Genomic DNA, 12,769 nt, shown 5'->3' with positions numbered 1-12,769 from the left:
GCCTACTCAACGCAGCAGCGCTTCCAAAGCATCGCCCAGGGCCTGGTACTCACTGTGTGTGTTGTAGAGCTGCGCGGAGACGCGCACGTGACGCGCGGGCGCCTGCGGCCAGGGGACGATGGGCACCTCGATGCGGTACTCGTCGAAGAGGCGCAGGTGGAGCGGGTCCACGTAGAGCGGGGGCTGGGGCGGCACGGGGAAGCCGTCCGGCAGCCGCACCGTCGCCATGCTGCCCACCAGCTCCTCCGGGCAGTCGGGCTCCACCCGCATCCGGGCGCACAGGAGCTTCCGCGCGGCCAGCGCCTTCTCCCGGTTGGCCTGCATCACCGCCGGCCAGCCGCCGGGTAGCATGCCACCCACCACGCGAATCGCGTGGGGGACGCAGAGCGCGGCGGAAGGGTCCAACGTCCCCGTCCAGTCGAAGTCCAGCCGGAACCGCGAGCGGTCCGTCCGCCCCGAGTTGTGGCCATGGCTCACCGCCAGCGGCTTGAGCTCCGGCTGCAAGTCCCTTCGCACGTGGAGGAAGGCGGCGCCCTTGGGCGCGCACATCCACTTGTGGCAGTTGCCCGTGTAGTAGCCCGCCCCCAGCGAGCGCAGGGACAGGGGCAACATGCCCGGCGCGTGCGCGGCGTCCACCAGCGTCTCCACGCCCCGCTCCCGGAGGGCGGCGATGAGCCGCGCCACCGGCATCACCACCGCCGTCTGGCTGGAGACATGGTCCACCAGCAAGAGGCGCGTGCGCGGCGTCACGTGCGCCAGCACCGCGTCCACCACCGCCTCAGGCGACGGAATGGGCCAGGGCAGCTTCGCCACCACCACCTTCGCGCCCCAGCGCGAGGCCGCGTACTCCAGCGCGTTGCGGCTGGCGTTGTACTCGTGGTCGGTGGTGAGCAGCTCGTCCCCGGGAGCGAAGCGCAGCGAGCGCAGCACCGTGTTGACGCCCGAGGTGGCGTTGGGGACGAAGGCCAGGTCGTCCGCGTCCGCGCCGACGAAGGTGGCCAGCGCCTCGCGGGCCGCGTCCAGCAGCGGCTCGACTTCGCGGTGGAGGAAGCGCACCGGCTCGGCCTCCATGCGCGCGCGCAGCTCGGACTGCGCCTGCAGCACGGCGGTGGGGCAGGCGCCGAAGGAGCCGTGGTTGAGGAAGAGGACCTCGGGGTCCAGGCTCCAGTGCGTGCGGAAGGAGGCGCTCATGCACGGGCACTCGACCCGAGCCGGCGCCCCCTGTCAACGCGTGCGTCGGGCCTACTCCGCCTGCGCGAGGGGCGCCCAGTCGGGCGTCTGCAGGGAGCCCTTCTCGGCGCGCAGCGGGAGCTGGTTGTTGCCGTCCGCCGTCATGACGAACAGCTGCGAGCCGCCGTTGCGCGTGGAGGTGAAGACGATGAGCCGCCCGTTGGGAGAGAAGGCCGGCTCCTCGTTGTTGGCCTGGTCCTGCGTCAGGCGCGTCACCTTGCCCGTCTCCACGTTGACGGTGAAGAGGTCGAAGGCGTTGCGCTCGTCGCGCGCGGTGAAGGCGATGAGGTCGCCGCGCGGGGACCAGTCCGGCGTCTGGTTGTAGTTGCCCTGGAAGGTGAGCCGCCGCACGCTCGAGCCGTCCACGTTCATCACGTAGATTTGCGGGCTGCCGCCCCGGTTGGACACGAAGGCGAGCCGCTTGCCGTCCGGAGACCAGGCGGGGCTGGTGTTGAGCCCGTAGGGCGTGTCGGTGACGGCCTTGGCGCCGCTGCCGTCCGCGTTGGCCACGTAGATTTGAGCGCTCTCTCCGTCCGCCACCGCGTAGGCCAGGCGCTTGCCGTCCGGCGAGTACGCCGCGCCGGTGGCCATCTGCCCCGCGGAGACGAGGGCGCGCGCCTCACCGCCCGGCTTCTGCACGAAGATGTCCGGCTGGCCCTTGCGGTAGGTGGTGAAGGCCACCTGCGCGCCGTCCGGGCTCAGCGCGGGGAGGATGTTGATGCCGCCCTTGCTGAGCGACTGCGCGTTGCCGCCGTCCCAGTCCGCCACCACCACGTCGCGATTCTGGCCGGACTTGCGCACGTAGGTGATGCGCGACAGGAAGGGGCTGGGCTCGCGGGTGTAGTGCCGGTAGAGCGCGTCCGCCAGCCGGTGCGCCAGCAGCGACGCGTTGTCCGCCGGGGCGTCCTTGGACACCTTCAGGTCCTCACGGCCGGTGCCCACGTTGAACAGGCGCATCTCGCCGCGCAGCACGCCGCCGTCCTGCGCCAGGGACACCTTCACCAGCGCCTCGGCGCCCACGTCCGCCCAGCGGCTGAAGTTGATGCTGCCGGCCGTCATGCCCTCCGTCGCGTCCGCGGTGAAGCCCTTGCGGTCCAGCACCTGGAGGATGCCGGAGGCGGCCAGGTCGAAGCTGAAGGCCGTGTCGAAGGCGGGCGCCAGCTTCTTGCCGCCGTCGTTCTGCGTCACCGGCGCGGGCACGGCCACCGGCAGCGGGCGGAAGTTGGCGCCGGAGATTTCAATCGTCGGCGCCTGGGCGAGCGCCGCGAGCGGGAGGAGGACCAGGGAAAGGAGCAGGGCTTTCATAGGGCGTTGAACACCAGGTTGACGCCGCTCTTCTGCAGAGCGTCTCGGAGGTGGTCCGGCGGAGGCGAGAACGGCGCCGCCTTGCGCACGGCGGTGACGACGGCGGAGTCGAAGAGGTCGTTGCCACTGGCCTTGGTGAGGCTCACGTCCAGCACCTCGCCGGCGCGGCCCAGCCGCACCGCCACCATGGCCTTGAGGTGGAGGCGCTCGGACTCGGGGATGGTGTCCGCCACGCTGTAGTGGCGGCGCACCTGCGACTGCAGCAGGCCGAAGTAGCGCTCGCCCTCGGCGGTGGCCGAGTCGCCGTCCGGGTCGCCGTCCTCGGCTCCTTCCGCCTCCTCGGGCTCGGCCGCCTTGGCCGTCTTGTCGAAGGCGCCGAACAGCCGCTTGCGCCGGTCCTCGCCCGACGTCTCACCCTTCACGGGCGTGGGCTTCGGCGCGGAGGAAGGCTCGGGCTTCACGCCCGGGATGGGCACCGCCACCGCGGCGGACGACGGCGGAGGCGGCGCGTCCGGGGCGGGCTTGGGCGCGTCCACCTGCTTGGGCGGAGGCGGCAGCTGCTCCTTGCGCGGCAGCAGCTTGGCGTCCCGGGGCTTGCCCAGCCGCACCAGCGAGGCGCGGATGGGCTTGGCGTCCAGGTCCACCGTCGGGCCGGCGTTGAAGCGCGCGTACAGCACCGCCGCCAGCAGCACGGCGATGTGCCCCACGACGGAGGCCCCCACGAAGCGCGACAGCCGCGAGGGACGCGAGACGAGCAGGCTGTGGGCCACCGCGGAGTCCGTCATGGGCTAGCGCTTCGCCTCCTTCGACTTGCCCTTCTTCTCGTTGGACGTCTTGGCCCCACCCGAAGGGTCCGTGATCATCCCCACGTTGTTGATGCCCGCCTTCTGCGCCGCCGCCATGACCTCCACCACCACGCCGTACGGCACGTCCCGGTCCGCGTGGAGATAGACTTCCTTGTCGGCCTGGGCCTTGGCGTTGGCGGTCAGCTTCTCCGCCAGCTCCTCCAGGGCCACTTCGGCATCACCGATGTAGACCTTGCGCCCGGCGTCGATGGAGAGCACCAGCTTCTTCTCGGTGGCCTCTACCGGAGCGGCCTTCGTCTCCGGCAGGTTGACCTTCACGCCCTGCTGGATGAGGGGCGCCGTCACCATGAAGATGATGAGCAGCACCAGCATCACGTCCACCATGGGCGTGACGTTGATCTCGCTCATGGTGGTGCGGCCACCGCCGCGGTTGCCTCCGCCCATTCCCATGGCAGCCCTCGCCTAGCGGAAGAAGTGCCGCTTGATGATGTTGAGGAAGTCCGCGGAGAAGTTCGACATCTCCGTGTCGAACACCTTGATGCGGCTGACGAACGAGTTGTAGGCCACCACCGCCGGAATCGCCGCGAACAGGCCCGCCGCCGTGGCGAACAGCGCGTTGCCCACCGGCGCGGCCACCGTGGCCAGCGTCGCGTTGCCCTGCTCGGCAATCTGGTTGAACGCGCTGAGGATGCCGATGACGGTGCCGAACAGCCCCACGAAGGGGGACGCCGCGCCCACCGTGCCCAGGAAGGACACCCGGTTCTCCAGCTCGGTGATCTGCGCGGTGGACGCGCGGTTCAGCGCGCGCTCCACGTTCTCGATGCCGCCCAGCCGCTCGGCCATGGCGCCCTCGGCGCCGCCTTCCTTGGACTGGGCCAGCTTGCTCAGCTCTTCATAGCCGGCGCAGAAGACCTTGGAGAGGGGCGAGCCGTCGAGCTTCTGGGCCGTCTGGTAGATGGCCTCCAGGCGCGAGGCCTTCCAGAAGGTGTCGAGGAAGGTGAGAGACTGTGCGCGGGCCTTCGCGAGCTGGGCGGCCTTCATGGCGATGAGGGCCCAGGAGGCCACGGACACGCCCATCAGGAGCAGCAGCACGGCCAGCTCGATGAAGGAGGCGTCGCGGATGATCTCCACGTAGTTCATGGCGCCGAGCGCCAGGGGCAGGTGGGGCGTCATGGGGTGGAGGCCGTAACACTCCGAAACCAGAGGGTCAAACAAAGGCGGTACGCCCGGTTGCTTGAGGTGGAATGCGGCCCTGGGTGAATAATTCCCGGAGGTGGTCGTCAGGAAGCTTTGTAACGGGCCGAACGAACACCTCACCACCCACGAAGGTTCCCCCATGAGCTCCCGACTGCTGGTCGCAATCCTCTGCCTGGCGGCGGTCACCCCCGGCTGCATCATCCACGATGACACGCCGGACTATCCGGGTGACGCCACGTTCCGCTGGACGTTCGGTGGTCTGCGCTGCGACGAGGACCGCGACATCAAGGGCGTCAACATCCACATCCCCGGCGAAATCCTCGAGAACGACGGCCGCTATCCCTGCCAGGCCAACGGCTTCGACGGCATCGTCCTCCACGACTTCGCGCCGGGCGTGTACAGCTTCACCATCGAGGGCGTCAGCTACTCCAACGAGCAGCTCTATGTCGCCAGCGGCACCTTCCGGGTGGACGGCGACGTGACGGTGAGCGTGGACATGACGCCGACGGGCACGCCGCCCTCGTTCGCCTACGTGAGCTGGCTGTTCCCCCCGAACAACGTCAGCTCCAGCCCCAACTGCAACCAGGCCGGCATCGCCTCCGTGGACGTCCGCGTGGACGATGAGGAGTGGGTGCGCCTGGACTGTGCGCAGGGTTACGGCGCCAACAACGTGAAGACGCCGTACCTGGAGCCCGGGACGCACTCGCTGGAGTTCGTCGCCGTCGATGGGAATGGCAACCCCTGGTACTACTACAGCGGCACCATCAACACGCAGTCGGGCGCGCCCACCTCGCACACGGCCTCCATGTGGGCGATTGGCGGGGCCTCCATCCGCTGGGACATCGTCGCCAGCGGCCAGACGCTGAGCTGCTCGCAGGCCGGCATCACCGAGGTGCGCATCAACTTCCGCGACGCCTTCACCAACGAGCTGGTGTACGGCATGTTCGGCGACGGCCACGGCTGCAACGACGCCCCGGTGGTGTACGAGTTCCTGCGGCCGGGCCGCTACAAGGTGGAGATGTACGCGCAGGCCTCGAACGGCCGCGAGTACCTGTCGCCGGACAACGGGCCCTTCCTCGACGTGGTGGCCCACCAGTTCCCCGGCCCGAACAACGCGCTCCCGGTGCCGCTCATCCGGTTGTAAGGCTTACCGGCGGCCAGCCTGCCGGGGGGTGAGGTGAACGGAGGGTCGGGGCGGGTGCCCCGGCCCTTCGTCGTTTCTCAGGGGGGCGCGGAGGCTGGCATCAAACGTGATAGGGACAGGGCTCATGCGGCAAGGCAGCCACAGTCCCATTGGCGTGTTCGACTCGGGTGTCGGAGGGCTGACGGTCCTCAAGGCGCTCATGGCCCACCTCCCCCACGAGAGCACGGTGTACCTGGGGGACACCGCGCGGGTGCCCTACGGCACCAAGTCCGGCGAGGTGGTGACGCGCTACTCGCTGAAGAACGCGGAGTTCCTCCTGGAGCGCGGCGTGAAGCTGCTGGTGGTGGCGTGCAACACCGCCTCGGCGGTGGCGCTGCCGGCGCTGGAGGCCGCGCTGCCCATTCCGGTGGTGGGCGTCATCGCCCCCGGCGCGCGGGCGGCCCTGGGGCGCACCCGGGGCGGCGGGGTGGGCGTCATCGGCACACCGGGCACCATCCGCTCGGGCGCCTATCAGCGCGCGCTCGAGGCCGCGGACCCGCGGGTGCGGGTGAAGGCCCGCGCCTGCCCCCTCTTCGTGCCGCTGGCGGAGGAGGGGTGGACCACGGGCGACGTGCCCTTGCTGACGGCGCGCGAGTACCTGTCCGAGTTCGCCCGCGACGGCGTGGACACGCTGGTGCTGGGCTGCACCCACTACCCGCTGCTCAAGGGCGTCATCGCGGAAGTCGTGGGGCCGAAGGTGACGCTGGTGGACTCGGCGGAGGCCACGGCGGAGGCGGTGGCGGCGCTGCTCGCGGAGCGCGGGGGCCTGGCCTCGGCGGCGCACACCGCGCCCACGCACGCGTACTACGTCACCGACGTGCCGGAGCGCTTCGTCGAGGTGGGAGCGCGCTTCCTCGGCCGGCCCATCCCCGCCGCGGAGCAGGTGGACCTGACCTTCTGAAGAGGGCCGGGGGACGTCCTCGCCTTCGTTGCGAAGGCGGCGTCACCCGGGCCGGACCGCCGCCCGGGGGCTTCAGGCCGACGGGCGGGTGGAGACGGGCGCCGAGGTCTCCTCGGCGGCCTTGGTGAGCAGCTCCTTGGCCACCTGGACGACGGGGGCCTCGGTGGCGACCTGGGCCTCCACCAGCGCGAGGGCGGCCTCGTCGCCGATGTCGTCCTGGCGCGGCAGCAGGCCGGTGGCCCAGGTGATGAGGCGCTCCGCGAGGGGGAAGAAGTGCACCACCTGCAGCGGCCAGTTCAGCCAGCCCACGGTGATGCAGTAGTACTTGTTGTACGGGGCCGTGTGGTGGATGCGGTGGTGGTCCGGCGGCAGGATGAGGTGCACGCGCTGCAGGAAGCCGATGAGCGGCGGCGGCGCGTCCATGTGCGACCACTTGTGGAACTGGTTGGTCGCCATCACCCAGAAAATCATCGCGCCGAGGAACGCGGAGGCGAACACCCAGCCCGGGCCCGTCATCGGCATGGCCACGGCCATGATGGCCACGGGGATGGAGATGAGGCAGTTGTTGCCGTTGGTCTCCACGAAGTCGTGGCGCGTAATCGCCTTCTCGTCCACGTGGTGCTCGCGGAACGGGCGGATGAAGGCCTTGCCCAGCAGCGGCATCTTCGTGGAGCCCCAGGTGTCGCCCATCCAGTGGACGAAGCCGGAGACGAAGTCCGCGGCGAGGTAGCCCAGCAGCACCGCGCTCAACAGCAGCCATGTGCCCGTGTAGGCACTGCCCCAGAGCCGGTAGACCAGCGCCAGCTCCAGCGAGATGAAGGCGACGATGGAGCTGATCTCCATGGCGCGGATGGCGGGCGAGTAGCCCTGGGCCAGCACCTGGGCGTCCTGCTGGCGCACCTTGTTCTCGATCTGGTTTTTCTTCATCCGTGGAGTCCTGGACGTCGGCGGCGTTGGAAACCGCTCACGTCAGTCAGTACGTACCCCAGCCCCTTTCGGCTTTTCAACGGACGGGTCGCAAGTTCCCGAGGGCTCGCACGGTTGGTGGGCTCTGGTGGGCCCGCATCGTGCCCGGCGGGCAGGCGCACGGACGCGGACGCCGAACACCGTGACGCTTACCTTGTGTCGTGGGGATGCGGCTGGTACGTTCCGCCGCCTCGGCGATGACGAAAACCTTCGAGAAAGCCGTCACCGGCTTCAACCACAACATCAAGCACAAGGGGAAGGTCTACCACGTCCAGACCGAGGACTCGGGCGTCAACAACCCCCACATCATCACCCACCTGTTCGTGGGCGGGAACATCCTCGCGTCGAAGAAGACGTCCTACGCGGACATCCTCAACGCGGAGAACCTGTCGGAGGTCGTGCGCGAGTTGATGGAGGAGCAGCATAAGGAAATGCTGCGCAACCTCATCAACGGTGTGTACGACACCTACGAGTCCACCGCGCGCAGCTACCAGCCCGGACAGCTGGAGACGGACTCGGCGCCCGTGAAGATGCAGCCGGGGCAGTCCATGGCCCCGCCGCAGCCGCTGCCGCAGGCGCCCGTCGTGCCCGCCGTGACGGCGCTGCCTCCGGAAGTGGCCGCCGCGCGCGCCATGAAGGAGAAGCCGAAGATCAACGAGGTCGGCGTGGAGACCCTCTTCGGTGAGGACCTCATCTCCGAGAAGAGCCTCGACGAGGTCATCCTCAGCTACCTCGCCGGCGAGGGCGAGCAGTAGCACCGCCGCCCGCTGACGCGCGTCCCGGGCGCCGCGCGCCCGGCTCGCTCCACCCTGGACAAACCCTGGACAGGGCCTGGACAGCGCCTCAGGGCAGTACCCACTGCACCCACGTCGCCCCGTACACGGTGAGCGCGAGGGCGGCCAGCACGTCCAGCACCACCCCCGCCTTCATCATCACCGGCAGGCGCACGTAGCCGCTGCCGAAGACGATGGCGTTGGGCGGGGTGCCCGCCGGCAGGGCGAAGTCGCACGAGGCGGCGAAGGTCGTCACCGCCATCAGCGGCCGCGAGGCGGGCAGCACGTTGAGCATGACATTCACGGTGGCGGTGTTGGAGGCGATGGCCGACAGCAGGATGGTGGTGGTGGCCACCACGCCGTGCTGCGCGAGGGCCGGCAGGGCCTCCAGCCCGGACAGGCGGGCGATGAGCCAGGCGGACAGGCCGCTCCCCTCGATGCCGGCCGCGAGCGCGAAGCCGCCGCCCAGCAGCAGCAGCGTGTCCCAGGGCACGCGGCGCAGGGCGGCCAGGGACAGCCGGCCCACGGCCAGCAGCACCAGCGCCCCCGTCATGGCCACCGCCGCCTCGTAGTGCTTGCCGCCCAGCTTGAAGCCGTCGAAGGCGCGGGCCACGGGCGGGGCCAGCAGGGCGCGCAGCGGGTCTCCGAAAATCCACAGCACCGCCGCGACGAGGAACACGCCTCCCACCACGCGCTCGCCGCCGGACAGCGGGCCCAGGCGGGCCAGCTCGCTGGCGATGACGTCCCCGCCCTGGCCGGGGCCCAGCCGGTCCTGGCGTCCCCAGCGCCACAGCACCGCCCAGGCGATGGGGAGGAAGAGGAGGACGAAGGGAAGGGCGGCGACCATGTACTCCACGAAGCCCACCTCGGTGCCCAGCCGCCGCGACACCACGCCCGCGAAGACGGAGTTGGTGGGCGAGCCAATCTTGGTGCCGATGCCGCCCACGTTGGAGCCGTACGCCACCGCCAGCATCAGCGCGGCGCCGAAGTGATGCAGCCGGCGGCCCTCGGAGGCCTCGAGCTGGGCCACGAGCGCCATGCCGATGGGCACCATCATCACCGCGGTGGCGGTGTTGGAAATCCAGAGCGACACGGCGGCGGTGGCGGCCAGCATGCCGAACAGCAGGCGCCGGGGCCCGGTGCCGATGGCGTGCATGATGAGCAGGGCGATGCGCCGGTGCAGGCCCCACTGCTCCAGCGCGGCGCCCAGGGCCATGCCGCCCATGAAGAGGAAGATGTACGGGTCCACGAAGGGCTGCGCGGAGTGGCCCACCGCCGCCACCACGCTCTTGTCGCCGAAGACGCCCAGGGCGGGGAAGAGCACCAGCGGGAGCAGGGCCGTCCAGCCCATGGGGACGGCCTCGGAGAACCACCAGAGGGCCATCCACGCGGCCACGGCGGCGGCCGCGGCGGGACGGTGCCCCGCGCCCTCAATCGTGTGCAGCCCGGAGGGGATGAAGTACACGAGCGCGGCCACGACGGGCCCGGCGATGCGCCCCACCCACTGTCCCGTTGTCGTACGCGGAGCGGACTGCTGGCTCATGGCCCGCCACGCTCGCACAGGTGGCGCCACGGGTGGGAGGGGAAAGCCCGCCCTCTCGCCGGGCGTGCGTGGGGCGCTTCGGCCCGGCCGTGGTAGGTTGGCGACCCTCCCGCGCGCGCCATGATTCAGTTCTTCCACGTCTACAAGGCGTACCCCGGCGACCCGCCGGTGCTCTCGGACATCAACCTCAACGTGGAGAAGGGCGAGTTCGTCTTCCTCACCGGCCCTTCCGGCGCGGGGAAGACGACGCTGCTCAAGCTCATCTTCTGCGCGGAGAAGGCCACCAAGGGGCAGATCCTGGTGGGCGGCCGCAACATCGCCCGCATCCGCGAGTCGGCGGTGCCGTACCTGCGGCGCAACATCGGGGTGGTGTTCCAGGACTTCAAGCTGCTGCCGCACCGGACGGTGGAGGACAACGTGTCCTTCACGCTGGACGTGCTGGGCGTGCCGCGCGCGGAGGCCCGGGAGAAGGTGCGCCGCATGCTGAAGCTGGTGGGACTGGAGCACAAGGCGGACTCGTTCCCCCTGCGCCTGTCGGGTGGAGAGCAGCAGCGCGTGGTGATTGCGCGCGCGCTCGTGAATGACCCGACGATTCTGCTGGCGGACGAGCCCACCGGAAACCTGGACCCGGCGCTCACGGTGGAAATCATGGACCTGCTCACCCAGGTCAACATCCGCGGCACCACGGTGATGGTGGCCACGCACGACGCGACGCTCCTGGCGCGCTACCAGAAGCGCACGGTGCGGCTGGAGCGCGGGCAGATTGTCTCCGACGAGGACGGCGTGAAGGCGGCGCGGCGGATGGTGGCCGGATGAGCGTGGCGGCGAAGGCGCGGTACTTCTGGCGCTCGGCGGCGGTGGGGCTGCGGCACTCGCCCTTCGTGCACTTCATCGCCGTCACCACCATCGCCATCGCCCTGTTCTCCGCGGGCATGGCCCGGGGCGCGGCGCGGGTGCTGGACAACCTCCTGGCGTCGCTCGGCGGCGAGGTGGAGGTGACGGTGTACCTGGCCCCCGAGCTGGGCGAGGACGAGGTGCACGGCGTGCGCACCCGCGTGCAGGAGCTGAGCGCGGGCGAGGTGACGCTGGTGCCCCCGGACGCGGCGCTGACGCGGCTGCGCACGGAATTGGGAGATTTGGGCGACGCGCTGGCGGAGCTGCCGGAGAACCCGCTGCCGGCGACGCTGGAGCTGCGCGTGCCTCCGGAGAAGCGCAACCCGGCCTCGCTCCAGGCGCTGGCGAAGGAGCTGCGCACGCAGCCGGGCGTGTCGGGCGTCGACTATGGCGAGGCGGCCGTGGAGCGGCTGTCGGCCATTGCCCGCGCGCTGCGCTTCGGCGCGCTGGTGGCCTTCGCGGTGGTGCTGGGCGCCACCGTCATCATCGTCGCGGCGACGCTGCAGCTCGCCATCTACGCGCGGCGCGGCGAGATTGAAATCCAGAAGCTGGTGGGCGCCACGGACCGCTTCGTCAAGGCGCCCTTCCTGCTGGAGGGGCTGCTCCAGGGGCTGCTGGGCGCGGGCGTGGCGCTCCTGGGGCTGTGGGCCTTCGGGCACGTGCTGGGGCCCACGCTGGGCTCGCTGTTCGCGTTCCTCCTGGGCCCGGGCGTGGCGGCGCCGTGGGTGGAGCCGCGGCTGGCGCTGGAGCTGGTGGGCGCCGGGTGTGGCCTGGGGCTGGGCGGCAGCTTCGTCGCGGTGGGACGCTTCCTGCGGGTATGAGCCGGGCCCTCCTCCACCTGCCGCTGGCCCTGGTGCTGGCGGCCTCCGCCGCGTCCGCGCAGGCGAACGAGGAGGCCGAGCAGGCCGCCCTGCGCGAGAAGCTGGCCACGCAGCGCGCGACGCTGGCGCTCATCGAGGCGAAGAAGCTCTCCGTGCTGGAGGGCGTGGAGCTGATGGAGGAGATGGCGTCCTTCTCCCGGCGGCGCGTGCGCTCGCTGGAGGGAGACCTGGCCGTGTTCCGCCGCCGCGTGACGCTGGCCGAGCGCGAGGAGGCCGTGCTGCGCGAGGCCCTGCGGCTGCAGCTGCGCCGGCTGTCGCCCCGGCTGCGCACGCTCTACCGCCTCATGCGCCGCCGGCCGCTGGAGGTTCTGCTGTCCGCGGACGACTTCGCCGCGCTGGTGTGGCGGGCCCGGGCGCTGGAGGCCAGCATGTCCGGCGACCTGGAGCTCTTGCGCACCGTGCAGCGCGTGGCCCACCTGCAGCGCCAGGCGACCCGAGAGCTCAAGCGCCTGCAGACGTCGCTGTCCGCGCGCGTGGCCTTCCTCCAGGAGCAGGAGAAGCTGGCCCGCGCGCAGCAGGAGGCGCTGGAGGAAGTGGTGGGCTCGCTGGCCGGCGAGGCGGAGCTGGCGAAGCGCGCGGTGCGCGAGCTGGAGCAGGCGGACGCGGAGCTGGCCCGCGTGGTGAGCGACTTGAAGGAGCTGCCCGCCACGCACGGCTTCGGCGCGCTGAAGGGCAAGCTGCCCCGGCCGGTGAAGGGCGTCGTCGAGGTGGGCTTCGGCAAGGTGGTCAACCCGCGCTTCAACACCGTCACGGTGCAGAAGGGCCTGGACATCCGCGCCGCCGCGGGCACGGCCGTGCAGGCCGTGGCCGAGGGCACCGTCGCCTACGCCGGCTCGCTGCGCGGCTACGGCAACCTGCTCATCCTGGACCACGGCGACGGCTTCCACACCCTCATGGCCCACCTGGCCACGATAACGGCCGAGCTCGGCGCCACCGTGGCCGCCGGCGACGTGGTGGGCGAGGTGGGCGACACCGGCTCCCTCAAGGGCGCCTACCTCTACTTCGAGGTGCGCAGGGCCGGACAGGCCGTGGACCCGGCGCCCTGGCTGGCCCCGTCGCCCTGACTTGCGGAGCAAACGCCGGGGGCCAG

13 protein-coding genes are annotated in these 12,769 nt (G+C 70.8%); 6 read left to right on the top strand and 7 right to left on the bottom strand.

Annotated features, from left to right (window positions below; all coding sequences use genetic code 11):
- Positions 1-6: 6 nt before the first annotated feature.
- Genes ACX9TP_RS36895 through ACX9TP_RS36875 form a run of 5 tightly spaced genes read right to left on the bottom strand, consistent with a single transcriptional unit; the run spans position 7 to position 4,514 of the window.
- The gene (locus tag ACX9TP_RS36895) at positions 7-1,191 is read right to left on the bottom strand and encodes an aminotransferase class V-fold PLP-dependent enzyme (protein WP_482975343.1); all 1,185 of its coding nucleotides are present in this window, start codon (positions 1,189-1,191) and stop codon (positions 7-9) included.
- 51 nt (positions 1,192-1,242) lie between these two features.
- On the bottom strand, positions 1,243-2,535 hold the full coding sequence (tolB, locus tag ACX9TP_RS36890) for a Tol-Pal system beta propeller repeat protein TolB (RefSeq protein WP_482975342.1): 1,293 nt from the start codon (positions 2,533-2,535) through the stop codon (positions 1,243-1,245).
- A complete protein-coding gene (locus ACX9TP_RS36885; protein ID WP_482975341.1) occupies positions 2,532-3,320 on the bottom strand; it encodes an energy transducer TonB in 789 nt (262 codons plus the stop codon). The genes tolB and ACX9TP_RS36885 overlap by 4 nt, the downstream gene beginning before the upstream one ends.
- A gap of 3 nt (positions 3,321-3,323) precedes the next feature.
- Complete coding sequence (gene tolR / locus ACX9TP_RS36880) at positions 3,324-3,791, bottom strand: protein TolR (protein WP_482975340.1); 468 nt, start codon at positions 3,789-3,791, stop codon at positions 3,324-3,326.
- Between the two features lie 12 nt (positions 3,792-3,803).
- Positions 3,804-4,514: a MotA/TolQ/ExbB proton channel family protein gene (locus tag ACX9TP_RS36875; RefSeq protein ID WP_482975339.1), complete on the bottom strand. Its 711-nt coding sequence runs from the start codon at positions 4,512-4,514 to the stop codon at positions 3,804-3,806.
- Between the two features lie 163 nt (positions 4,515-4,677).
- Here ACX9TP_RS36875 and ACX9TP_RS36870 point away from each other — a divergent pair, with 163 nt between their 5' ends.
- Together ACX9TP_RS36870 and murI are read left to right on the top strand one after the other, a co-directional pair.
- The gene (locus ACX9TP_RS36870; protein ID WP_482975338.1) at positions 4,678-5,682 is read left to right on the top strand and encodes a hypothetical protein; all 1,005 of its coding nucleotides are present in this window, start codon (positions 4,678-4,680) and stop codon (positions 5,680-5,682) included.
- Between the two features lie 124 nt (positions 5,683-5,806).
- Positions 5,807-6,622 carry a glutamate racemase gene (gene murI / locus ACX9TP_RS36865; RefSeq protein ID WP_482975337.1) on the top strand — a complete coding sequence of 272 codons (816 nt, stop codon included), beginning with the start codon at positions 5,807-5,809 and terminating at the stop codon, positions 6,620-6,622.
- Positions 6,623-6,694: 72 nt separating this feature from the next.
- Here murI and carF read toward each other — a convergent pair whose 3' ends face one another.
- Positions 6,695-7,549 carry a plasmanylethanolamine desaturase gene (carF, locus tag ACX9TP_RS36860; RefSeq protein WP_482975336.1) on the bottom strand — a complete coding sequence of 285 codons (855 nt, stop codon included), beginning with the start codon at positions 7,547-7,549 and terminating at the stop codon, positions 6,695-6,697.
- A gap of 236 nt (positions 7,550-7,785) precedes the next feature.
- Between carF and ACX9TP_RS36855 the strand changes: the two genes are divergently transcribed.
- Positions 7,786-8,343, top strand: a complete 558-nt coding sequence (locus tag ACX9TP_RS36855; RefSeq protein WP_482982277.1) for a hypothetical protein — start codon at positions 7,786-7,788, stop codon at positions 8,341-8,343.
- A gap of 88 nt (positions 8,344-8,431) precedes the next feature.
- Here the strand turns inward: ACX9TP_RS36855 and ACX9TP_RS36850 are convergent, their stop codons facing one another.
- On the bottom strand, positions 8,432-9,904 hold the full coding sequence (locus tag ACX9TP_RS36850) for an SLC13 family permease (protein WP_482975335.1): 1,473 nt from the start codon (positions 9,902-9,904) through the stop codon (positions 8,432-8,434).
- A gap of 120 nt (positions 9,905-10,024) precedes the next feature.
- Between ACX9TP_RS36850 and ftsE the strand changes: the two genes are divergently transcribed.
- The 3 genes from ftsE to ACX9TP_RS36835 are packed head-to-tail and all read left to right on the top strand — an operon-like array spanning position 10,025 to position 12,743.
- Positions 10,025-10,720 carry a cell division ATP-binding protein FtsE gene (gene ftsE / locus ACX9TP_RS36845; RefSeq protein ID WP_163995335.1) on the top strand — a complete coding sequence of 232 codons (696 nt, stop codon included), beginning with the start codon at positions 10,025-10,027 and terminating at the stop codon, positions 10,718-10,720.
- Positions 10,717-11,619, top strand: coding sequence for a cell division protein FtsX (locus ACX9TP_RS36840; protein ID WP_482975334.1), 903 nt, complete (start codon positions 10,717-10,719; stop codon positions 11,617-11,619). Before ftsE ends, ACX9TP_RS36840 begins: the two co-directional genes overlap by 4 nt.
- Positions 11,616-12,743, top strand: coding sequence for a murein hydrolase activator EnvC family protein (locus ACX9TP_RS36835; RefSeq protein WP_482975333.1), 1,128 nt, complete (start codon positions 11,616-11,618; stop codon positions 12,741-12,743). Before ACX9TP_RS36840 ends, ACX9TP_RS36835 begins: the two co-directional genes overlap by 4 nt.
- The last annotated feature ends 26 nt before the right edge of the window (positions 12,744-12,769 follow it).

Source organism: Pyxidicoccus sp. M15, assembly GCF_056858435.1.
Note: the sequence above shows the minus strand (reverse complement) of the source record. Positions and strands in the feature narration are given on the sequence as shown.

Bases quoted from the DNA above. Each gene is read 5' to 3' on its own strand.
- ACX9TP_RS36855 (WP_482982277.1), top strand. From the start codon at position 7,786: ATGACGAAAACCTTCGAGAAAGCCGTCACCGGCTTCAACCACAACATC.
- ACX9TP_RS36840 (WP_482975334.1), top strand. From the start codon at position 10,717: ATGAGCGTGGCGGCGAAGGCGCGGTACTTCTGGCGCTCGGCGGCGGTG.
- ACX9TP_RS36885 (WP_482975341.1), bottom strand. From the start codon at position 3,320: ATGACGGACTCCGCGGTGGCCCACAGCCTGCTCGTCTCGCGTCCCTCG.
- ACX9TP_RS36895 (WP_482975343.1), bottom strand. From the start codon at position 1,191: ATGAGCGCCTCCTTCCGCACGCACTGGAGCCTGGACCCCGAGGTCCTC.
- carF (WP_482975336.1), bottom strand. From the start codon at position 7,549: ATGAAGAAAAACCAGATCGAGAACAAGGTGCGCCAGCAGGACGCCCAG.
- tolB (WP_482975342.1), bottom strand. From the start codon at position 2,535: ATGAAAGCCCTGCTCCTTTCCCTGGTCCTCCTCCCGCTCGCGGCGCTC.
- ACX9TP_RS36870 (WP_482975338.1), top strand. From the start codon at position 4,678: ATGAGCTCCCGACTGCTGGTCGCAATCCTCTGCCTGGCGGCGGTCACC.
- tolR (WP_482975340.1), bottom strand. From the start codon at position 3,791: ATGGGAATGGGCGGAGGCAACCGCGGCGGTGGCCGCACCACCATGAGC.
- ACX9TP_RS36835 (WP_482975333.1), top strand. From the start codon at position 11,616: ATGAGCCGGGCCCTCCTCCACCTGCCGCTGGCCCTGGTGCTGGCGGCC.
- ftsE (WP_163995335.1), top strand. From the start codon at position 10,025: ATGATTCAGTTCTTCCACGTCTACAAGGCGTACCCCGGCGACCCGCCG.
- murI (WP_482975337.1), top strand. From the start codon at position 5,807: ATGCGGCAAGGCAGCCACAGTCCCATTGGCGTGTTCGACTCGGGTGTC.
- ACX9TP_RS36850 (WP_482975335.1), bottom strand. From the start codon at position 9,904: ATGAGCCAGCAGTCCGCTCCGCGTACGACAACGGGACAGTGGGTGGGG.
- ACX9TP_RS36875 (WP_482975339.1), bottom strand. From the start codon at position 4,514: ATGACGCCCCACCTGCCCCTGGCGCTCGGCGCCATGAACTACGTGGAG.